Annotated in this window: 20 protein-coding genes and 1 tRNA gene; 7 read left to right on the top strand and 14 right to left on the bottom strand. The window is 67.5% G+C overall.

Features of this window, described 5'->3' with window-relative positions; genetic code table 11:
- Positions 1 to 10: 10 nt before the first annotated feature.
- Complete coding sequence (locus GORHZ_RS05830) at positions 11 to 547, bottom strand: OsmC family protein (protein ID WP_006331209.1); 537 nt, start codon at positions 545 to 547, stop codon at positions 11 to 13.
- Positions 548 to 637: 90 nt separating this feature from the next.
- Here GORHZ_RS05830 and GORHZ_RS30755 point away from each other — a divergent pair, with 90 nt between their 5' ends.
- Together GORHZ_RS30755 and GORHZ_RS05820 are read left to right on the top strand one after the other, a co-directional pair.
- The gene (locus GORHZ_RS30755) at positions 638 to 1,249 is read left to right on the top strand and encodes a TetR/AcrR family transcriptional regulator (protein ID WP_157205085.1); all 612 of its coding nucleotides are present in this window, start codon (positions 638 to 640) and stop codon (positions 1,247 to 1,249) included.
- A gap of 209 nt (positions 1,250 to 1,458) precedes the next feature.
- Positions 1,459 to 2,040, top strand: coding sequence for a DUF2202 domain-containing protein (locus GORHZ_RS05820; RefSeq protein WP_006331207.1), 582 nt, complete (start codon positions 1,459 to 1,461; stop codon positions 2,038 to 2,040).
- 111 nt (positions 2,041 to 2,151) lie between these two features.
- Here GORHZ_RS05820 and GORHZ_RS05815 read toward each other — a convergent pair whose 3' ends face one another.
- Positions 2,152 to 2,823: a TetR/AcrR family transcriptional regulator gene (locus tag GORHZ_RS05815; RefSeq protein WP_040530359.1), complete on the bottom strand. Its 672-nt coding sequence runs from the start codon at positions 2,821 to 2,823 to the stop codon at positions 2,152 to 2,154.
- A gap of 68 nt (positions 2,824 to 2,891) precedes the next feature.
- Between GORHZ_RS05815 and GORHZ_RS05810 the strand changes: the two genes are divergently transcribed.
- Positions 2,892 to 4,181: a glycosyltransferase gene (locus tag GORHZ_RS05810; protein ID WP_006331205.1), complete on the top strand. Its 1,290-nt coding sequence runs from the start codon at positions 2,892 to 2,894 to the stop codon at positions 4,179 to 4,181.
- Between the two features lie 30 nt (positions 4,182 to 4,211).
- Here GORHZ_RS05810 and GORHZ_RS05805 read toward each other — a convergent pair whose 3' ends face one another.
- Genes GORHZ_RS05805 through GORHZ_RS05790 form a run of 4 tightly spaced genes read right to left on the bottom strand, consistent with a single transcriptional unit; the run spans position 4,212 to position 8,099 of the window.
- Positions 4,212 to 5,210: an Rv1681 family radical SAM protein gene (locus GORHZ_RS05805; RefSeq protein WP_006331204.1), complete on the bottom strand. Its 999-nt coding sequence runs from the start codon at positions 5,208 to 5,210 to the stop codon at positions 4,212 to 4,214.
- On the bottom strand, positions 5,204 to 6,022 hold the full coding sequence (locus GORHZ_RS05800; protein WP_006331203.1) for an Rv1680 family SBP-like protein: 819 nt from the start codon (positions 6,020 to 6,022) through the stop codon (positions 5,204 to 5,206). The genes GORHZ_RS05805 and GORHZ_RS05800 overlap by 7 nt, the downstream gene beginning before the upstream one ends.
- Positions 6,023 to 6,057: 35 nt before the next feature.
- Positions 6,058 to 7,191, bottom strand: coding sequence for an Rv1679 family acyl-CoA dehydrogenase (gene fadE16, locus GORHZ_RS05795; RefSeq protein WP_006331202.1), 1,134 nt, complete (start codon positions 7,189 to 7,191; stop codon positions 6,058 to 6,060).
- Positions 7,191 to 8,099, bottom strand: coding sequence for an Rv1678 family membrane protein (locus GORHZ_RS05790; RefSeq protein WP_006331195.1), 909 nt, complete (start codon positions 8,097 to 8,099; stop codon positions 7,191 to 7,193). Before GORHZ_RS05790 ends, fadE16 begins: the two co-directional genes overlap by 1 nt.
- 126 nt (positions 8,100 to 8,225) lie before the next feature.
- On the opposite strand from GORHZ_RS05790, the gene GORHZ_RS05785 reads away from it, so the two are divergent.
- On the top strand, positions 8,226 to 9,494 hold the full coding sequence (locus tag GORHZ_RS05785; RefSeq protein ID WP_006331191.1) for a type III PLP-dependent enzyme domain-containing protein: 1,269 nt from the start codon (positions 8,226 to 8,228) through the stop codon (positions 9,492 to 9,494).
- Complete coding sequence (locus GORHZ_RS05780) at positions 9,491 to 10,801, top strand: D-arabinono-1,4-lactone oxidase (protein WP_006331189.1); 1,311 nt, start codon at positions 9,491 to 9,493, stop codon at positions 10,799 to 10,801. The genes GORHZ_RS05785 and GORHZ_RS05780 overlap by 4 nt, the downstream gene beginning before the upstream one ends.
- A gap of 25 nt (positions 10,802 to 10,826) precedes the next feature.
- Here GORHZ_RS05780 and GORHZ_RS05775 read toward each other — a convergent pair whose 3' ends face one another.
- The 8 genes from GORHZ_RS05775 to GORHZ_RS05740 all read right to left on the bottom strand — a co-directional run bounded on the left by GORHZ_RS05775 (position 10,827) and on the right by GORHZ_RS05740 (position 21,618).
- Positions 10,827 to 13,559, bottom strand: a complete 2,733-nt coding sequence (locus GORHZ_RS05775; protein ID WP_006331188.1) for a cation-translocating P-type ATPase — start codon at positions 13,557 to 13,559, stop codon at positions 10,827 to 10,829.
- A 138-nt stretch (positions 13,560 to 13,697) separates the two neighbouring features.
- On the bottom strand, positions 13,698 to 14,867 hold the full coding sequence (locus GORHZ_RS05770) for an alpha-hydroxy-acid oxidizing protein (protein WP_006331183.1): 1,170 nt from the start codon (positions 14,865 to 14,867) through the stop codon (positions 13,698 to 13,700).
- A 218-nt stretch (positions 14,868 to 15,085) separates the two neighbouring features.
- Complete coding sequence (nhaC, locus tag GORHZ_RS05765) at positions 15,086 to 16,642, bottom strand: Na+/H+ antiporter NhaC (RefSeq protein WP_006331182.1); 1,557 nt, start codon at positions 16,640 to 16,642, stop codon at positions 15,086 to 15,088.
- 219 nt (positions 16,643 to 16,861) lie between these two features.
- Positions 16,862 to 17,683, bottom strand: coding sequence for a CPBP family intramembrane glutamic endopeptidase (locus tag GORHZ_RS29410; RefSeq protein ID WP_006331181.1), 822 nt, complete (start codon positions 17,681 to 17,683; stop codon positions 16,862 to 16,864).
- A 65-nt stretch (positions 17,684 to 17,748) separates the two neighbouring features.
- A complete protein-coding gene (locus GORHZ_RS05755; RefSeq protein WP_006331180.1) occupies positions 17,749 to 19,104 on the bottom strand; it encodes an MmgE/PrpD family protein in 1,356 nt (451 codons plus the stop codon).
- 19 nt (positions 19,105 to 19,123) lie between these two features.
- Positions 19,124 to 20,575, bottom strand: coding sequence for an MFS transporter (locus GORHZ_RS05750; protein ID WP_006331179.1), 1,452 nt, complete (start codon positions 20,573 to 20,575; stop codon positions 19,124 to 19,126).
- A 93-nt stretch (positions 20,576 to 20,668) separates the two neighbouring features.
- Positions 20,669 to 21,310: a VOC family protein gene (locus GORHZ_RS05745; protein WP_006331178.1), complete on the bottom strand. Its 642-nt coding sequence runs from the start codon at positions 21,308 to 21,310 to the stop codon at positions 20,669 to 20,671.
- A 234-nt stretch (positions 21,311 to 21,544) separates the two neighbouring features.
- Positions 21,545 to 21,618, bottom strand: a tRNA-Gly gene (locus GORHZ_RS05740).
- A 166-nt stretch (positions 21,619 to 21,784) separates the two neighbouring features.
- Between GORHZ_RS05740 and dcd the strand changes: the two genes are divergently transcribed.
- Both dcd and GORHZ_RS05730 read left to right on the top strand, forming a co-directional pair.
- A complete protein-coding gene (gene dcd, locus GORHZ_RS05735; protein ID WP_006331177.1) occupies positions 21,785 to 22,372 on the top strand; it encodes a dCTP deaminase in 588 nt (195 codons plus the stop codon).
- Between the two features lie 126 nt (positions 22,373 to 22,498).
- Entirely contained in the window at positions 22,499 to 23,914 is a 1,416-nt protein-coding gene (locus GORHZ_RS05730) for a UDP-glucose dehydrogenase family protein (protein WP_006331176.1), read from the top strand.
- The last annotated feature ends 264 nt before the right edge of the window (positions 23,915 to 24,178 follow it).

Here is a 24,178-nt window from a genome sequence, read left to right as displayed (position 1 = left end):
GGGGCCTCACCTATGCGACCGTCGAGGTGAGATCGACCTGGACGCCATGTCGGATGGTGTCGAGGGTGACGCACAGGGCATCGACCTGACCGAGCAGGAGCTCGACCAGGGTGTCATCGGTGCCGGGGGCGGTGCGGAGTGAGATCTCTGCGTCGATCCGTCGGAAGCCTGGGCGCACGGTGCGGTCGAGGGCCAGGCAGCCCCGGACGTCGACGTCGCCCACGACGTCCACGGTCAGGTCCTCGATCTCGATCCCGAGGTGGTCGGCGACGATCCGCGTGGTGCTCTCCAGACAGGCGGCCAGTGCGGCGCAAAGAAGGTGGCCGGGATTGGGCAGGTCGTCGTCGCCGCCGACCTTGGCGTCGATGCCGTAATCCCAGGTCGTTCCCGGGAAGTCCGGGGCGACGATGCGGCCGTGCCATTCGTCGGTGTGCGTGCCGGTTTCGGACGTGACGTGCTTGATCGAGATGGCCTTGGTCGGGTCGTCGGCAAAGGCGCGGCGCAGCGGGGCCTGCCGCCGGGCGGCGCTGAGTGTGGCTGTGGTCATGGTCGAACCTTCCGGGGTGATCTGATTTTAGTTGGCACGATCGTGCGTGCTTATTTAGACCGTACGCCCGTGCGTGCTAACTTGTCTAGTGTGTCGACCCAGAAGAATGCGGAGCGACGTGTGCGCTCCGACGGAGAGCGGTCGCGCAACGCGATCCTGGACGTGGCTGCCGACCTGGCCACGGTGGAGGGGTTGGGTGGGCTGTCGCTGGCCCGCATCGCCGGTGTCACCGGGATGAGCAAGAGCGGGGTGTTCGGCCTGTTCGGGTCGAAGGAGGACCTTCAACTGGCCGTCGTCGACCGCGCCCGCGAGACCTTCATCGAGGAGGTCGTCGTCCCCGCGTTGACGGCACCTCCCGGTCGCGACCGGCTCCTGGCGCTCTGTAGCGGATACCTCGACCACGTGGCGCGACGGGTCTTCACGGGCGGGTGTTTCTTCGCCTCCGTTGCCTCGGAGGTCAGTACGCGGCCGGGGCCGGTCAGAGATCGGATCGCCGACGAGCAGGTCGCGTGGGTTAGCCTGCTCGCCGACAATGCCCGCCACGCCGTCGAGGCCGGTGAGCTGCCCGGCGATGTCGACCCCGATCAGCTCGTCTGCGAGCTGAGTACGATGCTCACCGGCGCCGACATCGCCTTCCTGTTGCGTGACGATCCGGCCGTGCTCGACGGTGTCCGAGCCGCGATCGAGGCGCGGCTGGCGTAGCGCTGACAGAAACGGACTCTTCGTCGCGAAACAAGTGTCGTATTGCCCGGGTGGAGGGGCTTCGCAGAACAGGCGTGCGCTGATAAGTGCGGCTTGCTTGGGGAACGGTCCGAGCCTGCTGTGAGCCTGCTGTCAGGTTGCACACGAGCCCGTTTAGATACCCCCGGGGGTATAAAATCGGAGGTGGAATCTCAGAGAGGAGTCCGATCATGATGACCAGACGTCGTACCGTGCTCACCGCGGCCGCATCGGCCGCACTCGCCGCCACGATCACTCTCGCCGGTTGTGCGGCCGACCAGCAACCGTCCGCGGTGTCGACCCCGGCGGCCTCGAGCACCACCTCGCAGTCGGTGGTGTTGACCGCCACCGATGAATCTCTCGCCGACCAGCTCCGTTATCTCGTCGAAGAGGAGAAGCTGGCCCACGACGTGTACGTCACGCTCGGCGACCAGTGGGGAAGCCGCATCTTCAGCAACATCGCGTCCTCGGAGGTGCGTCATCAGCAGCAGGTCGAAGCGCTGCTGCCCGCCTACGGCATCGAGGATCCGCGCATCGATCAGGTGGGACGGTTCACCGACCCGGACCTGCAGGCGCTGTATGACCGCCTCGTGGCCGAGGGTTCTCGCTCGCAGGCCGCGGCCTTCCAGGTCGGCGTCACCATCGAGGAGACCGACATCGCCGACCTGAAAGCGGCCATGGCGGGCTCGCCGGCCGACGTCACCGCCGTGTTGGAGAGTCTGCTCAGCGGATCCCAGAATCACCTCGCGGCCTTCCAGCGTCAGCTCGCCTGATCGGACGATCGACCCTGAAGTCCGCGCACGAGCGGGGCATCGAAACGTCGGTGTCGATGACCGCCCTACGGTGTGAGGTTTTCGTGGACCGATGCGGCAAGGCCCAGGCGCTCAGTCGGCGGTCGCCAACACCTGCTCGGTCAGCAGCGACGTGAAGTAGCGCTTCGTCCGCTCGTGGGTCCAGCCGCGGGCGGCGAAGCCCTGGTACGCCTCGGCGCTCAGGATCACGAGCATGATGTCGGTCGCCGTCTCCACCGTCATCCCGCGGCGCAACCCCCGGGGTTTGGTGGCGATGACGTCGACGACGGCGCGATAGGTCTCGACGCGACGCTCCTCGCTGACCCGAGCCATTTCCTGACCCTCCGGATCGCCGCTTGCGCCGTGCAGGGCGGGAACCAGGGGACCGACCCGCTTCAGGATGTCGGTGCCCTGCGCGACGAACACCCCGAGCGCATCGCGGGCGGTCGGGGCGGCGAGCAGGTCGGCCCACCAGCTGTGCACGGGGAGGAGGTCGGCGATCTCGAACGGCTCCGGCGGTGGTGCCCGCCATTGGTCGAAACCCACGATCGCGGCACCGAGGGTCTCGCCGAGCAGGGCGACCTTGGTGCCGAAGGTGTAGTACATCGTGGGGGCGGCGACCCCCGCCCGCTTGGCCACCGCGGCCATCGTCGTGCCCAGAAACCCTTCGGCGGCGAAGGTCTCGTACGCCGCCTGGACCATCCGTCGCCGCGTGGCGAGAGCGCGCTCGGCTCGTGTCCCGGTTCTCGTGGTCGTGGTCGACATGATCCTCACTATAGTCTTGCTTAATTTTCACTATAGCAGGACTATAGTGAGGAACATTGGAGGACGCCATGCAGATCCTGTTCGCCGCTCTTCCCGCCGAAGGCCACTTCAACCCGCTGACCGGCGTCGCCGCTCATCTCGCGAGCCGGGGTCATGACGTGCGCTGGTATGTCGGCCCCGCCTACAAACGCAAGGTCGACGCCCTCGGTCTGCAGTCGTTTCCGTATCGCCGCGCGGTCGAGGTGACGGGTGAGAACATCAACGCGCTGTTCCCGGAGCGGGCCAGGATGAAGGGTCCCAAACTCATCTCCTTCGACGTCGACACGTTTTTCGTCGGGAATGTCGAGAAGCACTTCGACGACATCACCGAGATCCGCGAGGAATTCCCGTTCGATCTCTTCTTCTGCGACGGGGCCATGTACGTCGAGAAGCTCGTTGCCGAGCGCCTGGGCGTGCCGGTGTTCGCGACTGGCCTGACCACTGTGTTGCCCGGCCCGGGTAGCCCACCACCGTTCTTCGGCCTGCGGCCCGCCCGGACCGTCGTCGGTCGCACGCAACACCGCGTGGTGCGGGGCATGCTGACCGCCACGATGAAGCGGGGTGTCGGACACTACAACACCGTCCTGGACTCCCATGGCCTCGAGCCGATTCCGTCGGACGGCTTCCCGCAGGCCCCGATGGCCTGCGCCGGCCGACTGTTCCTCGACGGTGTCCCGGGCCTGGAGTTCCCCGGTTACCGGCCGCCGCCGAACGCGCAGTTCGTCGGTCCGCTGGTGCCCGCCCGTGCTCTCCTCCCGCCGGACGCTCCCCTGCCGACGGTGATCACCGACCACGAGACCACGGTTGTCGCCGTGTCCCAGGGGACGATCGACAACACCGACCCGGACAAGCTCATCGCACCCACACTCGAGGCCCTCGGCGACGGACCGTATGTCGTGGTGGCCACCACCGGTGGGGCGAACACCGATCGGCTGCGCGAGCGGTTCGCCGGACCGAACATCGTCATCGAGGACTACCTGCCCTACTCGACACTCTTCGGGCACGTCGACGTCTTCGTCAGCAACGGCGGATGGGGCAGCACCGTGGCCGCACTGCGCCACGGTGTCCCGGTCGTCGGCGCCGGAAAGCGCGAGGGCAAGAACGACATCAACGCCCGGATCGGCTACAACGGCCTCGGCGTGGATCTGCGTACCGAGCGGCCCAGACCGGCCAGGATCCGTGCCGGGGTGCAACGCGTCCTCTCCGACGAACGGATCGCCGCGAACGTGAATAGCCTGCGTGCCGAGTTCGACTCGTATGATCCCCTCACGCTGATCACCGACGCAGTGGAGTCCTTGGAGCGCACCGCATCCCGCTGACGCCGGACCGATCTGCGGAGGCAGTTTCGGTCAGGCACATGGGAACAACGACGCGGACTCCGACGCTCGCGCCCACTGTTCGGCGAACTGGAGTTTGATCGTCTCCAGCGCCGGGGTGAGCGGCTCGATCGTCGGGGTGACGAGGGCTTGCTCGTCGGTCGCGGTCACCGGATGCCAGTAGACGCCCTCGGCGGTCACCGTCACCTCGGGGACGAGCGATTCGCGAGACAGCGTCTGGCCGACGTCGGCGACCCCCTCCCTCGCGATCGGCCGGATGACCTGATCGTCGCGGGCGATGCCGAGATCGTCGAGGAAGGTGTGGAATTTGTCCAGTTCGCCCGGGGCCGGGTCGGCGATCGTCGCCGCGACACGCACCCGAAAACCGAGCGAGATCGCCAGACGGATACCGGCGACGGCCCGCTTCCAGCTGCCCGCGCCGCGATGCGAGTCGTGCAGGTCCGGCGTCGACGAGTCGAGGCTGATCTGCAGGGCGAGCCCCGTGCGCGGAAGTGCCTCAAGCGCACGTAATCCTCTCCCGCGGAACACCATTCCGTTGGTGAGGACCGTGGTGGGCAGCACCGTGACGCAGTCGGCGATGATCTCGCCGATGTCGGGCAGCAGGAAGGGTTCACCGCCGGTGAGGAACAGTTCGGCGGCACCCCAATCGGCGGCCTCGCGGATCAGCCGCGCGATCCGCTGCGCCCCGAGTTCACGACGAGGCGCGCGGGGCGACGATGCGACGCAGCAGTAATCGCAGGACAGGTTGCAGTGGAAGTTGGTGTAGAGCCACAACCGCATCCCCGGCAACCGGTCGGCGCCGATCACGGTGGCGGGATCCGGTGGCCGGCCACGTCGGACGGTGAGCGTCCCTTCGCCGGTCTCGTCGACGTCGGCGCGTACGACACTGTTGCCGTTGCGTTCACACCAGCGCTGCGCGAGGTCGCGGTCGGCCGCCGAGCCGATGGGGATCTCGACGGTGGTGCCGACCGGCACACCCCCGAGGGTCCGCATCAGCTCGAGGATCACCATCGCGGGTCGATGCCCTGCTCCGCCACGGCCTCGAACAGCGGCTTGTAACCGTCGAGGTGCGGCTCCACCCAGCGCGTCAACCCCTCGAGTTCGAGGATGATGCGATGGTCGGGGTTCTCCCAATCCATGGCCATCAGCCCCTTGAGCCACGGTTCGTACCGTGCGGGTTCGAGGGTGTCCAGGGCGGTGAACATGCAGTGGCAGTAGCCGTCGGTGCGCCAGATCTCGGTGAGCGTCTGCGCCATCAGGTCGGCATCCATCGCCTGCCAGGTCGAACTGCCGATGGCTGCGACATCGGCCTCACCGTCGAGAACCGCCTGCACCGCGTCGAGTTCGCTGCGCCCGGTGTCGCCGTGTTTGCCGATGTCGGTGTCGAATCGCATGAGGTGCAGATCCTCGTCGGTGACGCCGGCACGACGCAGGTAATACAGCGGCAGGACCGCCGCGTGTGCCGAATCCGCCGATCCCAGGGCCAGCCGTTTGCCGGCGATCGCCTCGGGACCCTCGAGTTCGGTGCCCGCGCGCGCGACGAACACCGTGGTGAAGTCGACGTCGGTATCGCGCTGCGCCAACGCGATACAGTGGCCGTTGGTTTGTATGACGGTACGCACGTAGGCGAGGTTGGTGTTCCAGGCGACATCGATGTGCCCGGCGATCAGCGAGTCGACCAGCCTGCCGTAGTTCGAATACAGCACGAAGTCCATCTGTGCGTCGGGATCGTCGAGTCCCTGGAAGTAACTTCGTATCCCTTCCCAGATCGGTACCACGTTCGGCGTGTACGCAACCGCGCCGATGACCAGTGGTTCACTCATTCTTGCCAACCCTTCTCCTAGAACGATGGCTTCTCCTAGAACAGCGGCAGTCCGGTGACCGCCCTCCCGTAGAAGTCGTACAGCGCGTCCGCGGTCGGTGCCATGACCGAACCGGCGCGGGCGTCGCGGAAGGCGCGCTCGATCGGCAGGTGCTTGGAGAACGCGGCGCCGCCACAGACCCGCATCGCCGAGTCGGTGATCGTCAGTGCCGCGTCGTTGGCCGATGCCTTCACGCCGAGCACGTGGTGCAGCGTGGATTCGTCGGGGGACGACACGCTCTGCGCCGTATGGGCCAGATACGCCTTCTGCGTCGCGACGGCGATCCCCATCCGGGCGATCTGCGCACGGATGGTGGGTAGGTCGGCGAGGCTCTCGCCGAGGTGCTGCAGTCGCGCGGACCGGACGTGTTCGATCGCTGCGGTGGTCGCACCGGCGGCCAGGCCGGTCGACACCGACGCGTTTCCCAGGTTGAACCACGGCAGCACGACCTGCATCATCGTGCCGAATCCGCTTGCTTCCGCGCCGATCCGGTAGGACGCCGGAAGCCTGATGTCGACGCTCATCGGCGTCGACGCGTTGCCGCGCAGGCCCAGGCCGGTGAAGGTTCCGGAGATCTCCAGGCCCGGTGTACCCGCGGGCACGGCGAACATGTCCACGGCTCCGGCCTCCCCGGAGGTGGATCCGGACGACACCACATAGACATCCGCGTGCCCGGCCGAGGTGACCCAACTCTTCGCGGCCGTCACGGTCACGTCGTCGCCGGCCGCGACCGCTTTCGAGACCGGAGCCCAGAAGTGCGACCGAGAACCCTTCTCGCTGAAGGCCAGCGTGCCCAACGACTTCCCCGTCGCCATGTCCGACATCAGGTCGGGCAGTCCGGGGGGTGGCGCCGACGCGGCGGTGACCGCGGCCGCGACGTGCATCAGGTAGATCATCGCGGTGGACCCGCAGGCGGCCGCCAACGCGCAGACCACCTCGGTGAACTCGATCGGGCCCTTGCCCATCCCGCCGACCTCACGAGGCAGGACCAGGCCCATCAGCCCGCTGTCACGCAGAGCAGCAACCGCTTCTGAGGGGAAGACGCCGTCGGTGTCCACGCGTTCCGCGTGTGCGGTGGCGACGGCGACGACATCGGGTAACGAGTCGGGCGGTAGGGGGTCCGCAGCCATCAGGACAGTCCTTTCGGTTGGTTGATCCTCATTCCGGTGGTCACAGCGACCACCGCGGCGCAACCGAACACCACCGCCGTCTCCGTCGTTCCGCCCAGCCACACCTCGCCGCGGCCGAACTGGATGTAGATCCAGACCGCCGCGCCGACCGCGACGGCGGCAGCAACGAAGGCGACGACGGACGCCCGGATCACGGCAGCGACGATCATCGCGACACCGACGACGAGCAGCACCAGCCCGCCGCGGAGGTTGTATTCGCCGAAGGTCACCTCGAGATCGGTGGAACCCACGGTGATCGGCGCATCGTTGCCGATGGCCACGAGCATCGCGGCGGCCCCGATAAACGCCACCACCACACCCCACACGCCCAGGAAACGCACAGCGGCGGGCCGCGCCGCGGCGTCGGGCAGGGCGCGGATCGCGTCGACCGCGGCGAAGCGGGCGCACGCGGTGAACAGCAACACCACGTGGATCGCGATCAGCATGATGTAGGCCCAGGGCCATTCGTGGGGCGCCTCGGCGACCGAGAGGCCGATCGCCAGCGACTGTCCGATTCCGAGCAGCGCCGCGAACCGAACCAGCGTCCCGGTCAGCAGCAGCACCGCCAACGTGGACTCGAGGGCCAGCACCAACCAACCGAACGCCGTGAAGTTGGGTAGCACAACATGTTCCACCGCCCAGCTGTAGGGCGCGAACACGGGATGATCGACCGCGAGATTGGTGAACAGGTACAACCCGCCGTCGCGGTTCTCGCCGAAGTCGGGCGGGATCTTCCAGGCGACGTTGTGCAGCCAGATCAGGCCGGCGATGATGCGCAGGACCGCGAGTGAGATCTGGCCGCCCTTCTCGGGCAGCGGCGTGGGCGCCAGCAGCCAGCCGGCGATACGACCTGGGCCAGTCGCAGCCATGTCCCCCAGTGTGACAGCGGATGGTCGGTGATGTGGTTGATATCGGAACGCCGGGTTCCGAGCCGGTCCGAGTCGGCAGGTCCGTTCATGCTCTGCTCGAGGACCACCCGGGTAGTGTTGCGGCCGATGACCGAGGGTGAGACCACCACGCCGGGCGACACCGGATGGGATATCAGCAACGCCGACCACTGGGGTGGTATCGACGCGGCGGTACGCGAGTCCGGACTCGACAGCCCGGTGCTCGCACTCGATCTCGCCGCCCTCGACCACAACGCGAGCGACCTGACGCGACGGGCGGGCGGGGTCCCGATACGTGTGGCCACCAAATCGTTGCGCGTGCGATCGGTCGTCGACGATGTGCTCGGCCGCCCCGGGTTCGGTGGCGTGCTCGCCTATGACCTGGCCGAAGCCCACTGGCTGGCAACAGTATCCGAGGTATCGGATGTCCTCGTCGGCTATCCGTCCACGCGGCGGGCGGCGATCGCCGAGTTCGCTCGCGACGAGACAGCCGCCCAGCGCGTCACGCTGCTCGTCGACTCCATCGCACACCTCGACCTCGTCGACGCGACGGTATCGCCGGTGTGTCGTCCCACGATCCGTGTCGCGATCGACGTCGACGCCTCCTACCGTCTCGCCGGCGGACGGATCCACCTCGGAGTGCGGCGCTCACCGATCCACGACCGGCATGAGGCCGTCGAACTCGCGCGAGCGATCGTCGGGCGCCCCGGATTCCGACTCGTCGGCGTGATGTCGTATGAGGCCCAGATCGCCGGGGTCGCCGACGCGGTACCCGGCAGGCGACTGACCAATCTGGGCGTCGGCGTCATGCAGCGCCGCTCGATGGCTGAGCTGCGGCGCCGCCGCGGCCGCATCCTCGCCGCCCTCGGCGAGGTGGCCGATCTCCAGTTCGTCAACGGCGGCGGTACCGGCTCGCTCGAGCAGACCGCGACAGACACTTCGATCACCGACATCGCTGCCGGAAGTGGTCTTTTCGGCGGTCACCTGTTCGACTCCTATTCCCGGTTCCGGCCCGCTCCGGCGTTGGGATTCGGGCTCGACGTCGTACGTCGGCCCTCCGCCGGCATCGTCACCTGCGCCGGCGGCGGCTGGATAGCGTCGGGCCCGCCGGGCGCCGACCGGCTCCCGCTGCCGGTGTGGCCGGAAGGCCTGGAGTATGTGGGCACCGAGGCCGCCGGGGAGGTGCAGACCCCGTTGCGTGGGGCCGCCGCGGACGCGCTCGCCATCGGCGACCGGGTCTGGTTCCGGCACACCAAGTCCGGCGAGGTCTGTGAGCGGGTCACGTCGGTCGCGCTGATCGAGCGCGACCTCTCCGGCCGGGCCCGGGTCTGTGACGTGGTGCCCACCTATCGGGGCGAAGGGAAATGTTTCGGATGAGAGCGGATGGGAGAACCTGGCGGAACTGGGGCGGCACCCAGAAGGCCACGCCCACACGCGTTGCCCGCCCCGCCGACGCAGCGCAGGTTGCCGACCTGGTCGCGGACACCGCCGCGCGTGGGGGTGTGGTCAAGCCGGTGGGCGCCGGCCACAGCTTCTCCGCGATCGCCGTCGCCGACGACGTGCAGGTCGACCTCTCGGCGATGCGCGGGCTCGTCCGGGTCGACGGGTCCGCGGTCACGCTGCGGGCCGGTACACACCTCTACGAGATCCCCCGCATTCTCGCCCCGTACGGGCTTGCGATGGCCAATCTCGGCGACGTCGACCGTCAGACCATCGCCGGCGCCATCTCCACCGGGACGCACGGCACCGGACTTCGCTTCGGCGGGATCAGCACGCAGGTCACCGGTGTCACCCTGGTCACCGGCACCGGAGAGATCGTGACCGTCGAGAAGGGCAACCCGGATCTGGCCGCGGCCGCACTCGGTCTCGGCGCGCTGGGCGTACTCGTGGACATCACGCTGGAGTGCGTGCCGGAGTTCGGCTTGCGCGCGGTCGAGGCGCCCGCCGCCCTCGACGACGCTCTCGACGGATTCACCGACCGGGTCGCCGACACCGATCACCACGAGTTCTACTGGTTTCCGCATACCGAGTGCGCCCTGACCAAGTCGAACACAAGAATCGACGCCGACACCCCGCGATCGGGCCCGGGCCGGATCCGGCGCTACGTCGACGACGAGCTGTTGAGCAACAAACTGTTCGGGGTGCTCTGCGCGCTCGGCGCCCGTGTCCCGGCGGTGGTTCCCGCCATCGCGCAGCTGTCCGGCCGGGCGCTGGGGGCACGCACCTTCACCGACCGGTCCAGCGAGGTCTTCGTCTCGTCGCGCGAGGTGCGGTTTCGCGAGATGGAGTACGCCGTCGCGCTCCACGAGGTACCGGACGTGCTTCGTGAGGTGCGCCGGATGATCGAACGCCGGCGCTACCGGGTGAGCTTCCCGGTCGAGGTGCGCGCGGCCGCCGCTGACGAACTGATGCTCTCCACCGCCACCGGCCGCACCACCGGCTACATCGCCGTGCACCGATACCACCGCGACGACCCCGCCGACTCCGATGCGTACTTCGCCGGCGTCGAGACGATCATGAACGCGCACGGTGGTCGGCCGCACTGGGGCAAGATGCACGGCCTCGACGCCGCGGCGCTGCGCGGCCGCTACCCGCGATTCGACGAGTTCCTCGAGGTCCGCAACCGTTTCGACCCGGTGCGGGTGTTCGCCAACGACTATCTGCGCCGGGTGCTCGGCGACTGACTGCCCGCCGGCCCTGCAGGGCTACTCAGACAGCGCCGGCGGTCTCCGCGCGCATCTTCCGCAGCTGGATTGCCTTGTCGATGCCGACGAATGCCGGGGCGATCAGCGAGAGGCCGAGCACCACCATCCACTGACGACCACTGAGTGACACGGTGTCGAGCATGTGCTGGAACATGTTCAGTTCGACCGCCGCCCAGGCCAGCGTCCATCCACCGATGAGCCAGCCGAAGTATGGGAACATCGGGTTCGACCACGGGGCCTCGCGCTCGCGGCGCATGACCACGCCGAGGTTCACGCCGCTGAACGCGACCACACCGAACGCCATCGTCATCGACACCGACCCGACAGTCGCGGACGGCTCGTCCGGACCCCACTGGAGCACCGCGAGCGCACTGCCCGCGATCAGGAAACCACTGATCACCCACCGGATGATCTGCGGTCCGTTCACGATCCGGGTACCGGGGTGGCGGGGCGGACGTTGCATGACCCCGGGGTCGGAGGTGTCCACGATGAAGCCGACCACCACGGTCACGATGACGAAGAACTTGCAGAACAGCAGCTGCATCGGGAGCAGCGCGACGCCGCCGTTGATGTTGAAAATCGTGGCCAGCACCATCATCTGCAGCACCGCGGACAAGACCGTGAGCTGTAGGCGGATGTAGGAGGAGATGCGGCGGTAGATGTCACGGCCGAGTTCGACCGCGCGCACCAACGTCGCGAAGTTGTCGTCGGTGAGCACGATCTTGGCGGCCTGCTTGGTCACCTCCGAACCGCTGCCCATCGCCACCCCGATGTCGGCCTGCTTGAGGGCGGCGGCGTCGTTGACCGCGTCGCCGGTCATCGCGACGACCTCGCCGGACTCCTGCATGAGGCGCGCCAGGCGCAGCTTGTCCTCCGGGGCGACGCGGCCGAAGACGTGGAGTTCGGGGAGCCGGGCGACGACCTCCTCGTCGCTGAGGTGCTGGAGGTCGGTGCCGGTGATGACCCCGGGCCCCAGACCCAGTTGATCGGCGATGGCGCGTGCGGTGATCGTGTGGTCACCGGTGATCATGCGGACGTCGATGCCGGCCCCGAGAGCCGTGTGGACCGCCGCGGTCGCCTCGGTACGAAGCGGGTCGATGATGCCCACCAGGCCGATGAGCACGAGGTCGCTGACGGCCGCCATCGGGTCGGCCTTGGCCGCGTCCATCGCGGCGTCGTCGAGGCCCTTCGCGGCGAACGCGAGAACCCGCAGCCCCTTTTCGGACAGTTCACGGTTGGCATCGAGGATGTTCTGGCGCATCTGGTCCACCGGCACGATCTCGCCGTGGCGGAGTGCGCTGGAGCATCGGTCGAGGACCACATCGGGACCGCCCTTGACGACGGTGAAATGGGGCTGGACGACGACCGTGCCGCGAACCGTCTGCGGGCGGTCGTGGAAGGTGGCCATGAACTTGTAGTCGGAGTCGAAGGGGACCTCGGTGACGCGCGGGATCGTCCGCCGGGTGGTCTCGGCGTCCACTCCCATCTTCGCCGCCAGGACGACGAGCGCGGCCTCGGTCGGGTCGCCGATGACCGAACCGTCGTCGGCGACGGTGGCGTCCGAACACAGCGACAGTCCCAGCGCGAGGGGCGTGAAGTCGGGCAGATCGCCTGCCGCGCCCAGGATTGCTCCGGTCTTCGAGTAACCCGATCCCTCAACCCGGAACCACTGATCGCCGGCATAGAGCGACGTGACCGTCATGGCGTTCATGGTGAGCGTGCCGGTCTTGTCGGAGTTGATCACGGTGGTGCCGCCGAGTGTCTCGACGTCGGTCAGCGATTTGACCACGGCCTTCTCGTCGGCCAGATGCTGAGCTCCCGACGACAGCATCGTCTGCACGAAGGTCGGCAACCCGGTCGGGATGGACGCGATCGCGGTCGAGATACACAGCAGCGCAAGCGTTTCGCCGTCCTGGCCCCGGGCGATACCGATGATGCCGATGACGGCGACGGCACCCCAGGCGAGGAATCCGAACACCTTCGTCATCCCGTCCAGCTCGCGCTGCAGCGGGGATTTGGAGCGCTTGGTGGTGGTCACCATGTCGGCGATCCGGCCCATTTGGGTGGCGGCTGCGGTGGCGGTCACCACGAACGCCGCCGATCCACGGGTGACCTGCGTGTTCTGGAAGACCATGTTGGTGCGGTCGCCGAGCGCCACGTCGCCGCCCGCGATGGTCGCGGGGTCCTTGGCGACCGGCGCGCTCTCGCCGGTGAGTGCCGCCTCCTGCACCTCCAGCGTCGCCGACGTGATCAACCGGCCGTCGGCGGGGACGAGGTCACCGGCCTCGACCAGCACGACGTCACCGGGCACGAGATCGGCGGCGGGGACCTCGGCGACCTGCCCGTCGCGGCGCACGCGCGCCTGCGGAACCTGAAGGTCTGCCAAAGCATCGACACTGGCCTGGGCCTTCATCTCCTGCTTTGTGCCCATCGTCACGTTGAACGCAACAAGCAACCCCACCACGATCCCGGTGGAGAACTGGCCGATCGCGAAGCTGGCCACCGCGACGATGAGCAGCATGATGTTCATCGGGTTCGCCAACTGGCCGCGGGAGACCGCCCAGAGCGTCGGCGGCGGCTCCGGTGTCAGTTCGTTGGGTCCGTATCTGGCGAGCCGGGCCGCGGCGTCGGCAGTGGCGAGACCCAGTTCCGGATCCACGCCGGCGCCTGCCGCCACCTCGCCGGCGCTGCGGAGATAGGCGTCGTTGATGGTCGACGCGTCGCTGGTGGAAGTCATGCAGACGGTCCTCTCAGTCCTCACGGTGGGCGGTGGCGCGAGACTGCTTCGGGTCGCGAGACCGTCCGACGAAACACCTGCAACATCATGCCCTACCACTCCCCGGGGTATGGGGATTTCACGGGCACCTGCGGGCCGTCACATCACCCGCCGGACGGCCCCGTCGGCGCGGAGATCGGCGATCGTGGGGTAGCCATTGATCGCCATCAACAGGTCCGCCTCGGCGAGGATCGACCTGAGGTGATGGACCAAGCCGTCCTCGCCGCCGACTGCCAGCGCATACGCATACGAGCGGCCGACACCGACCGCGGTGGCGCCGAGTGCGAGGGCCAGGACGACGTCGCTGCCGTCGCGCACTCCCGAATCGAACAGTACCGGCGTGTCGCCGGCTGCGGCCACCACCTCGGGCAGGTGCTGCAATGCCGGCAGGCCACCATTGGCTTGGCGGCCACCGTGATTCGAGCAGTAGATGGCGTCGGCACCGACGTCGATGGCGCGGCGGACGTCGTCGGGGTGACAGATACCCTTCGGCATGACCGGCAGATCGGTCGCCTCGCGTATCCAGGCCAGGTCGTCCCAGGTGATCGGCTGGCCGAAGTTCCCGGCCCAGGTCAGGATGGCCGATGGCATGTCCTCTTCGGGACTCTTGGCGAGCTTGCCGAGGAAGTTCGGATCGGTGAAGTAGTTGGAGATGCACATGCCGCGCAGTTGTGGGAAGTTCGAGGTGTTGAGATCCCGTGGACGCCAGCCCGGTGTCCACGTGTCCATGGTGACGGCGATGCCCTTGTATCCGGACTGCTCGGCGCGCTGGATGAAACTCAGTGCGAGGTCACGATCCTTGGGCATGTAGAGCTGGAAGAAGCCCGGCGTCTCCTGGTGGATCGCGCCGGTCTCCTCCATGGGGTCCATGGACAGCGTGGACTGCACCGCCGGGACCCCGGTGCGTTCGGCGGCCCGCGCGACGGCAAGATCGCCGTGGAAGTCTTGTGAGCAGATTCCGATCACGCCGATCGGCGCCATGAAGACAGGCGACGGCAGCGTGGTCCCGAACAACTCGACCGACAGGTCGCGCTCGGTCGCCCCGACACCCATTCGAGGCACGATCCCCCACTTGTCGAACGCGTCGACATTTGCCCGCTGGGTCCGCTCATTTCCACAGCCACCCGCCACGTACGACCAGATCCACGACGGCAGCACCTCCTGCGCCTTGCGTTCCAACGACTCTGCATCGACGGGATACCTGGGTAGTAGACCCTGGGTGCCGGCGAGGTAGATCTCCAGCTGGAAGGCTCCGTAGTCGGGTGTCATGTTCGGTGTCCCCCGTGCGTCGATGGGATTGTCGCGGCGCCCACCCGACTCTCGCCGAGACTCGGCGCCATATGACTGCGGTCACATGGCGACTCCCGAATGTACGGCATCGCCATCACACGTCCGGCCGTATCGGCCAATCCCGGTCACGCGCGGGGCAGTCGAAGGGTGTCGTCAAGCTGTCGTTCTCGTGACCGTCCGGACGGTGAGCGGGAAGCTCAGGGCTTCGAACCGTCTTCGGGGACCTCCTCGGCGTCCTGCCCGGACACCCCATAGAACGACGCTTCTGCCAGCGGTGGTGCAGCGCCCTCGCCCGGTTCGGCCTTCTGGATCGCGATCCCGAAGGCCGCGTAGATGAACGAGATGAGCGGGTTGATCCAGTTGAAGAATGCGAACGGCAGGTAGGCAATCGTCGTGACGTTCAGGACCCCGGAGGCGTAGGCGCCGCAGGAGTTCCAGGGGACAAGGACAGAGGTGACCGTCGCGGTGTCCTCGATCTGGCGGGACAGTGTCTGCGGCGCGATGCCCCGCTTGCGGAACTCCTCCTTGAACACGTTCCCCGTCAGTACCAGGGCGAGGTACTGGTCACCGGCGACCACGTTGAGGCCGATCGCCGTCCCACCGGTTGACGCCATCGCGCCGCGAGGGCTGGTGGTGCGCTTGCGCAACGGTTCGATCAGTTTGCCCAGGAACCCGGTGTGATTCATGATTCCGCCGAACGCCAGTGCGGTGATGATCAGCCAGACGGTGTTCAGCATGGCCTGCATGCCACCGCCGCTGAGCAGGTTGTCCACGGCCTCGATGCCGGTGTCCGCGACGTAGCCGGTCGCCATCGCGTCCCAGACCCCCTTGAGCATCACCATCGGAGTGCCCAGCGAGTCGTCGTCGACGAAGGCACGGACGACATCGGGCTGCAGGATGATCGCCAACAGCCCACCGGCCAGCGCACCGCCGAGGATCGCGAACATCGGCGGAATCTTGCGCAGCGCCAGGATGACCACCACGAGCAGCGGGATGAGGGTGAGGACGTTGATGTTGAACAGGTTCTCGATGTCGCTGAGTTCTTCCGGGGTGTCGATGTCACCCGAGGGGTTGGACCTGAACCCCAGGACCAGATAGATACCCAGGGTGATCAGGATGGCCGGAACGGTCGTCGCCATCATCGACCGGATGTGCTTGAACAGATCCGCCCCGGCGACGCCCGCGGCCAGGTTCGTGGTCTCCGACAGCGGCGACATCTTGTCGCCGAAGTACGAGCCGGAGATGACCGCTCCGGCGGCCATGGCCATGCTCAGACCCAGGCCTTCGGCCACCGCGACCAGTGCCACACCGATGGTGCCCATCACCGTCCAGGAACTGCCGACCGACACCGCGATGACCGCGCACAGGAGAACAGCGGCGACGTAGAAGAAGTCCGGGTTCAGGACCCGGATCCCCCAGTCGGCCAACGTGGCGATGGTCCCGGACATGTTCCAGGTGCCGATCAGTGCGCCCACCGAGAAGAGGATGAAGATCGCGCCCATCGCGGAAGCGACACCGTCGACCGCGGCTTTGGTCAGGTCGGAGATCGTGTGACCGTTGAAGTAGCCGACCTGGGCGGCCAAGGCGGCGGCCAGGAGGAGCGCCACCTGGACCGGGCCGTAGACGGCGTCCTCGCCGTACAGCGCGATGGCCAGTGCCAGCCCCACGATGAGGAACACCAGCGGGATCAACGCCTGCCAGAACCTCGGTGGCCGCAACACCTGTTTCTGCTGCTCGGACTTCTCGTCGGTCATGTCCGATCGCTCCCATCCACATGGTGGCAGACGGAACGAACCGCAGCCCCGTACCGCGACGTGACGTTGCCCTCGGAACCGACGTGCAATGGCTCACGGGGCGTGTACCAGCACTTACGCTAATCCACCCGGGTGGAATCGGCTGGGTTTCACCTCAGGCCGCACATCGTGGTCTTTTGGGATGTGGTGGTGGAGCGGTGGAGCCGGGGCCGGGACCGATCAGTCGGCCGACACCCTGGCCGACCCTCCGGCCGCCGCGGTCGGCACTCCGGCCTGTTCGACCATCTGACCTCGTTGGCGACGGAGGAACACGATGCCGACGACCAGGCCCAATATCGAATTGACGATGACCAGGGCGCCGACGCCGCCTGGCAGGTCGCCGCCGATCGTCACGAAATCCCAGGCGGCATGGAGCACCATCGCCCAGATCAGAGTCCCCGAGACGCGGCGTAGCAGATAAAACGTCGATCCTGCGCCGAAGGCCATCAGCACCTGACCCACCGCCCCCGGCCCGGCCCCGAACACCCAGTTCGGCAGGTGCAGCAACCCGAACAGGAGACACGAGTAGAACCACACCCACGGCTCGGTGAGACGTGCACGGAATCCGGTGATGAGGACGCCGCGTGTGGAGACCTCCTCGGCGACGCCGACACCGATACTGCCGAGAAACAGGGCGGCGAACATGGCGCCGGTCGACCCCGAGAAGTCCGCCGTCAGCGCGAGCACCACCAGAGTGACGACGGCGAAGGCCGGGGCCAGCAGAATCCAACGCGGCTGCGCACGTTCCTTCTCGAACAGCACCGGCCGCCACCATCCGAGCCAGGACACCGCGATGATGAGGAACAGTCCGCCGACCCAGGTGGGCGCCACATACCACTTGAGCAGGTGGCCGGCACTGTCGCCGATGGTCTCGTAGTCGACGCCGGTGACGATCCACACGCCGTAGAAGAGTGCGAGATAGATCAGGAAGACGACGATGGCGGTTTGCGGTCGGGGCGCATGACGCACGACGGGCCCTTCGATGAGGCGAGGATCTGACAAACCAACAACCTATGTCATCGCCTGAGGCGATGCGCGGTTTGTCCGTTTCCCACGCCCGGGTGAGGCTAGGGCAACTGCCGGCGCCGGAGCGGCTCGAGCAGCCACTCCACGTCGGGCTCGTGCTCGAGATGCCAAAGGCGCCGAATGACATCCTCACGCTCGGCGTCGTCGCGGGCGAAGCCGAAGTAGGTGCGCAATTTGGCGCTGAGGTCATCATCGGACAGTGGATCGCCGGGGTCCCCGCGAGGTACGTCGCGGCGGCGGGTCACGGTCGATCCGTCGGCGAACATGACGGAGATCTCGCAGGGAGCAGTCGCCGGATACGCGGCGCTCAGCGCCGGGTCCTCGATGACCGACACCTTGGTCATGAGGGCCCGCACGGTGTCATCTCGGCTGCGCGGGTCGTCGAAGTCCGTGTACTCGATCGGCTTCAGCAGCGCCGTCGCGACGCAGTAGGGGATGGAGTGCGTCCGCGCCGCCCGGCTCTCGGGCTGGTAAGCGCCCTCGGTGGCGCCATTGCGCATCGCGATCGCATACGACCGCACCTCGATCGCGGTCACCGCGTGTGGGTCGATGCCCGCCGCGGCGAGATCCGACGCGACGTCGATCGGGGTCTGGCAGAACACCAGCGCCGGCCAGCGCTTGAACACGATCCGCTCCAGATCCGGTGCGGGCTCGAAGAACGTGTCGGCGTGCCGAAAAAAGCGATCCACACCGGCCGCGCCCTCATAGATATCCGGCGGAGCATCGAATCCGGCCCGCGCGATCTTCACGGCCTGGATGGCGCGCATCGCCGCCGACGCATACGTGCAGTGCTTCCAGTCGGTCATCTTCCCGAGCGCGGCCTGGTTGGTGTCGAGCCCGAGCATCCCGGCGACGCGCTGCGCGGTGACCAACTCGGGGACCGAGAGGTCAAACGCGTATCCGATCGTCAGCGCGGTATAGAACGTCGCGGCCGCATCGTGGTCGTAGCCTGCGCTTTCGGGGTCGTAGTAGGTCGCGAACGCGGCCGACAACGTGAACGCGACGTGGACCGTGGAGATCAGCTCTCGCCCGCTCATCCCGAGGTGGTCGGCGAGCGTGAGCACGAGCGCGAGGTTGTCGGACGGGTGCGAGCCGCCCATGCTGTTCGGCGCCAGGTATGTGTTCAGCAGATCGCTGCGGCGCCCGAGGACCGAGTTTGTGAAGACCGCCTCCGCGAGCCCCGCTCGCCGACCGATCCCCCACACCGAGACCGTGGCGGACTCCGCGTCGGCCGCGAAGCGATCGAAGTGCTCGAGCATCGCGCGATCGTTCAGAGATCCGCAGATCCCCGCGTACGAGTCGAGGATGTTGCGCTTGAGAATATGCAGCAGCGACGAGTCGATATCCTGCCCGCGCATCGCCGCGACCCGCTCGGCGATCGAGCGCTCCAGGCCCATGGGCCCAAGGCTACCGGCCTCACGACCGGTCGCTGACCGCAGGCTCGGGCGGCTGACACGCGTGGATGACCCCGGGTTGGACGTGTGGTCGGATGACGGCGCCCGTCCGGATAGTGACGGCGGCGATGAATCCGCCGGTGGCGCAACAACCGCCGGCGATGATCATCGCCGTCGAAAAGCCCGGTCCCAGGGCCTGGTCGTAGCCCGCGTGGACGCCTGCGATCACCGGCAGGACGGCGACTGCGAGAAGGCTCGCCACGCGGGCGACGGCATTGTTGACTCCGGACGCGATACCCGAATGCGCAGTATCCACCGCACCGAGCGCCGCCGAGGTCAACGGTGCGACGGTGATGGTCATCCCGAGCCCGAACACCACGACGGCGGGCAGCACCGCATCGAGATACCCCGCGCCCGGCACGATCCGTGCCATCAGCGCCAGTCCGGCGGCCGCCACCCACGGACCGACCGTCATCGGCAGACGCGGGCCGGTGACCTGCGCCAGTCGTCCCGAGAACGGCGAACCGAACAGCATGATGACGGTACTCGGCAACATCGCCATGCCGGCCTCCAACGCCGAATAACCCATGCTCTGCTGCAGTTGCAAGGCAACCAGGAACAGCGCACCGCCCAGCGCGGCGTACACCACCAGGGTGGTGAGATTGGCGCCGGTGAACTGCCACGACCGGAACAGTCCCAGCGGCAGCAGCGGAGCATCGGCGCGTGACTCGACGACGAGGAACGCGAGCAGTGCGCCGAGGCCGACGACAGCCGCGACCACGACCCCGAGAGTCCATCCCTGCGACGGAAGCTCGATCAGTGTGTAGATGACACCGGTGAGCCCGACAGTGATGGCCGTGGCGCCGGCGACGTCGAGACGCCCGGTCAGTGTCTCGTCCCGCGATTCCAACACGTGCCGCACCGAAATCCAGATCGCACCCAGCGCCAAGGGCACGCTGATGAAGAAGACCCACCGCCACGACGCCGCATCGACGAGCCATCCACCGACGAAAGGACCCAATGCGCTTGTCGCCCCGGACATCCCGGCCCACAGTCCGATTGCGCGTCCACGGTCGGACTCCGCGATCTCGGCGTCGATCAGGGCCAGGCTTCCCGGCACGACCGCCGCGGCACCGACGCCCTGCACGACGCGCGCGACGATCAACCAGCCGATCGTCGGGGCCAGGCCGCATCCCATGGACGCGACGGCGAACAGCACGAGGCCGATCACGAACACCCGACGCCGCCCGTATCGATCTCCGGCCGCGCCGCCACCCAGCAGCAGCGCGCTCAGGGTCAGCATGTAGCCGTCGAGAACCCATTGCTGCCCGGTCAGTCCGGTGTCGAGGTCGCGGGCGATAGCGGGCAGCGCCACGTTCACCACGGTGCTGTCGAGGAAGGCCACCCCCGAGCCGAGTACCGCGGCGCCGATCAGCCATCGTCCGGCTGTCGAGGATGCCGGGACACCGCCCACGTCGGTGAGTGTACGTGCGATGCCGGTCGACCAACGCTGGTCAGCGGCGGATCTTGCCGAGGTGACACGAGTCGGGCCCGCGCGGGCGCGGTCTCAGGTCGTCGTGGACCTGTCCGCCACCTTCGGCTCCCAGGCGAACCCATCCGGATCGGTGAATCCTCCACCGTCGATCCCGATGACGAGGCGATGCGACCCGGTTCCGTCGGCGTCGACGCCGGCGTCCTTGGCCGCCGCCTTCCGCCCGTAGAGGGCGAGCTTCACCGAATCCGGGCCGCTCTCGAACTCGGCGTACTTGCGGCCGAAGCTCTTCGCGACGACGAGCCCGTGGTCGACGTAGAACTGTTTGCTCGCGACGACGTCGTCGACGCCGAGAAGCAGCACGACATCGTCGATGGTGCGCAGCGGGGCGCCGGTCGGCTTCTTCTTCGACGTCGCAACCTTCCAGATCGTCCCGTCCGGAGCCTGCACGACGCCTCCGTAGCCCCAGAACGATCTCTTGGCCGGCTTGAGCACGGTGGCGCCTGCCGCGATCGCCGGTTCCATCAACGAATCGACAACGGCCGCGTCCGCCACGACCATGGACACGACGAAGCCGCGGAAGCCCGACGTCGGCGCGTCGGAGGTCGACAGCCGGAGACACGCGGCCAGGTTGGTGTCGCCGAAGGCATTGTCATAGAACTGCTTTGCCGAATCGGGATCGGCAACTTCGAGGGTGATGAAATCGATGTTCGTCATACCGTCGACGATAGGAGCCGGCCGGCACGGAAGCTTCTCGATTCCTGACCGGTATCGGTCAGCCCCGATGCCACATCGAGCGCTGCCGACAATCAGCGGCGGTCCAAGTGAGGCGAACGGCTGTCACGGCATGGCGCCCGTACTACCTCGGGCCCGCTGCGCCAGATCTGGGCGCGACGCAGCTCTCGAAGCGGCTTCTGAGCATACGAAACGCCGCTCTACCTGCGGTGATGGTGGAGCCGATGACGGGAATCGAACCCGCGTATTCAGCTTGGGAAGCTGATGTTCTGCCATTGAACTACATCGGCGTGCGGGGCGTGAACCTCGCGACCGACAGAGTAGCAAACGGTCCGGGTGGGTGCGCGCGGCCATCCCCGATCAACGGATCGTGCGACGTCGGGTTGGGCGTGCGGGCCCGGTTGCATACGATTCCCGCGGGCCCCGGGCCGACGTGGGTCCGATAACCTCGCAGGCGTGCTGCTCTCCGATCGCGACATCCGTTCCGAGATCGCCGACGGGCGGTTGTCGGTCGAACCGTTCGACCCGGGGCTTGTTCAGCCCTCGAGTATCGACGTCCGCCTCGACAACCTGTTCCGGGTCTTCAACAACACCCGCTACACCCACATCGACCCCGCTCAGCGGCAGGACGAACTGACTAGCCTCGTCGAACCGCCCGCGGGAGAGCCGTTCGTGCTGCACCCCGGGGAGTTCGTGCTCGGCTCGACTCTGGAGGTGTGCACCCTGCCCGACTCCCTCGCGGGGCGCCTGGAGGGCAAGTCGTCGCTGGGTCGCCTGGGTCTGCTCACCCACTCGACGGCCGGCTTCATCGATCCCGGATTCTCCGGGCACATCACGCTCGAGCTGTCGAATGTCGCCAACCTCCCGATCACCCTGTGGCCGGGGATGAAGATCGGCCAACTGTGCCTGTTCCGGTTGTCCAGCCCGGCCGAACACCCGTATGGCAGCTCCGCGGTCGGGTCGAAATATCAGGGCCAGCGCGGACCCACACCGTCGAAGGCGTACCTGAACTTCCCCCAACCTGACCTGCCGAAACGCGACTGACCTCCGACCCGGCAAACCATCCGTCGACTGCTGTTCACCCGACCCGGCCGATGTTCACCGATGCGATACGCCCGCGCCACGTCGCGGTCGCGTCGCGGATGGAAACCCCGCGTACCCACTGAAGGCATGAAGCTCACGGTGATCGGGTGCGGATACCTCGGCGCGACGCACGCGGCCTGTATGGCCGAACTCGGACACGACGTCCTCGGTGTGGACACCGACGCGGACAAGGTCGCGCGCCTGAAGGTCGGGGACACGCCGTTTTTCGAACCCGGCCTGTCGGATGTGCTGCGTCGCAACCTCTCCGCCGGACGTCTGCAGTTCACCACCGATGTGCGTGAGGCGGCGGCGTTCGCGTCCGTGCACTTCCTCGGGGTCGGGACACCGCAGCAGCGCCGCGGATACGGCGTCGACCTCGGCTACGTCGAAGCCGCCGTCGACGCCCTCACCCCACTGTTGCGCGGCGACCACCTCGTCATCGGCAAGTCGACGGTCCCCGTCGGGACCGCCGCCGCACTCGCCCAGCGGATGGCGGTGCTGACCGCACCCGGTTCCCGGATCGAACTGGCGTGGAGCCCGGAGTTCCTGCGCGAGGGATTCGCTGTCGAGGACACCCTCGAACCCGACCGTCTCGTGCTGGGGACCGATCCCGACACCGCCGAGAGCACCGCCGAGCAGATCGTCACCGAAATCTACTGCGACATCCTCTCGACGGGTGTGCCGTTCATCCGAACCGACTGGGCCACCGCCGAACTGGTGAAGGTCTCGGCCAATGCCTTCCTGGCGACAAAGATCTCGTTCATCAATGCGGTCAGCGAGATCTGCGAGGCCGTCGGGGCCGACGTCTCCACGTTGGCCGACGCGATCGGCCACGACAAGCGGATCGGGCGCCGATTCCTCAATGCGGGACTGGGGTTCGGCGGCGGGTGTCTGCCCAAGGACATCCGGGGTTTCATCGCCCGCGCCGACGAGGTCGGCGCGACCCAATCGCTGCGATTCCTGCGTGAGGTCGACGCGATCAACACCCGACGACGCACCGCCATGGTGGATCTGGTGGCCCATGCCTGCGGCGGCGACGTCCTCGGCGCCAACATCGCGGTGCTCGGTGCCGCGTTCAAACCCGAGAGCGACGACGTACGGGACTCCCCGGCGCTCAACGTCGCCGGGCAGCTCGCCCTGCGCGGGGCGTCGGTGACGGTCTTCGACCCGAAGGCCTCGCAGAACTCGCAACGGATGTATCCGATGCTGGCGTACGCCACGAGCGCCGCGGAGGCATGTGAGCAGGCCGACGCTGTGGTGGTCGCCACCGAATGGGCGGAGTTCGTGCACATGGCGCCCGAGGAGATCTCCGATGTCGTCCGGGGCCGGGTCATCATTGACGGGCGCCGTTGCCTCGACCCGCAGACCTGGCGCGATGCCGGCTGGCGCTATCACGCCATCGGTGGGCCGATGCGCGCGACCGCGGTCCCCCAACAGTCGCCGCAGCGTTCCCGCCCGACATCGTCGCAGGTCACCGGGGATATCGCGTCGAGAACCCGCTGATCTGCGCGCCTATGCGTCCGTTGTCTCGCCCCCGGGGCATGACCCCCCAGGTTGAATCCGGCAAAGCCGACCGGGACAATCGCTGAGACCAGCATGGCCGACGTGCACTCGGGGGAGTGCGCATGGACACGGGGCAGCGATGCAGATGAACGATGAGATGGCGGGTGGGGGTCGCGGGGTGCATGCCGTGGCCGAGGGTGTCCCGCGTGTCGTCGATGCGGGGCTGCTCGGTGATGTCGCGGCGCGTCAGCTTGCCGCGGGGGT

Origin of the sequence: Gordonia rhizosphera NBRC 16068 (assembly GCF_000298195.1) — a bacterium.
Taxonomy (GTDB): Bacteria; Actinomycetota; Actinomycetes; order Mycobacteriales; family Mycobacteriaceae; genus Gordonia; species Gordonia rhizosphera.
Note: the sequence above shows the minus strand (reverse complement) of the source record. Positions and strands in the feature narration are given on the sequence as shown.

What these genes read in the sequence shown, in the direction of transcription:
- GORHZ_RS05775 (WP_006331188.1), bottom strand. Translation starts at nt 13,559, where the DNA reads ATGACTTCCACCAGCGACGCGTCGACCATCAACGACGCCTATCTCCGC.
- GORHZ_RS05745 (WP_006331178.1), bottom strand. Translation starts at nt 21,310, where the DNA reads ATGACGAACATCGATTTCATCACCCTCGAAGTTGCCGATCCCGATTCG.
- nhaC (WP_006331182.1), bottom strand. Translation starts at nt 16,642, where the DNA reads ATGACCGACGAGAAGTCCGAGCAGCAGAAACAGGTGTTGCGGCCACCG.
- GORHZ_RS05800 (WP_006331203.1), bottom strand. Translation starts at nt 6,022, where the DNA reads ATGAGTGAACCACTGGTCATCGGCGCGGTTGCGTACACGCCGAACGTG.
- GORHZ_RS05830 (WP_006331209.1), bottom strand. Translation starts at nt 547, where the DNA reads ATGACCACAGCCACACTCAGCGCCGCCCGGCGGCAGGCCCCGCTGCGC.
- GORHZ_RS05790 (WP_006331195.1), bottom strand. Translation starts at nt 8,099, where the DNA reads ATGGCTGCGACTGGCCCAGGTCGTATCGCCGGCTGGCTGCTGGCGCCC.
- GORHZ_RS05780 (WP_006331189.1), top strand. Translation starts at nt 9,491, where the DNA reads ATGAGAGCGGATGGGAGAACCTGGCGGAACTGGGGCGGCACCCAGAAG.
- GORHZ_RS05810 (WP_006331205.1), top strand. Translation starts at nt 2,892, where the DNA reads ATGCAGATCCTGTTCGCCGCTCTTCCCGCCGAAGGCCACTTCAACCCG.
- GORHZ_RS05815 (WP_040530359.1), bottom strand. Translation starts at nt 2,823, where the DNA reads ATGTCGACCACGACCACGAGAACCGGGACACGAGCCGAGCGCGCTCTC.
- GORHZ_RS05770 (WP_006331183.1), bottom strand. Translation starts at nt 14,867, where the DNA reads ATGACACCCGACTACGGAGCCTTCCAGCTGGAGATCTACCTCGCCGGC.
- GORHZ_RS05755 (WP_006331180.1), bottom strand. Translation starts at nt 19,104, where the DNA reads ATGGGCCTGGAGCGCTCGATCGCCGAGCGGGTCGCGGCGATGCGCGGG.
- fadE16 (WP_006331202.1), bottom strand. Translation starts at nt 7,191, where the DNA reads ATGGCTGCGGACCCCCTACCGCCCGACTCGTTACCCGATGTCGTCGCC.
- GORHZ_RS05730 (WP_006331176.1), top strand. Translation starts at nt 22,499, where the DNA reads ATGAAGCTCACGGTGATCGGGTGCGGATACCTCGGCGCGACGCACGCG.
- GORHZ_RS05805 (WP_006331204.1), bottom strand. Translation starts at nt 5,210, where the DNA reads ATGGTGATCCTCGAGCTGATGCGGACCCTCGGGGGTGTGCCGGTCGGC.
- GORHZ_RS05820 (WP_006331207.1), top strand. Translation starts at nt 1,459, where the DNA reads ATGATGACCAGACGTCGTACCGTGCTCACCGCGGCCGCATCGGCCGCA.
- GORHZ_RS05785 (WP_006331191.1), top strand. Translation starts at nt 8,226, where the DNA reads ATGACCGAGGGTGAGACCACCACGCCGGGCGACACCGGATGGGATATC.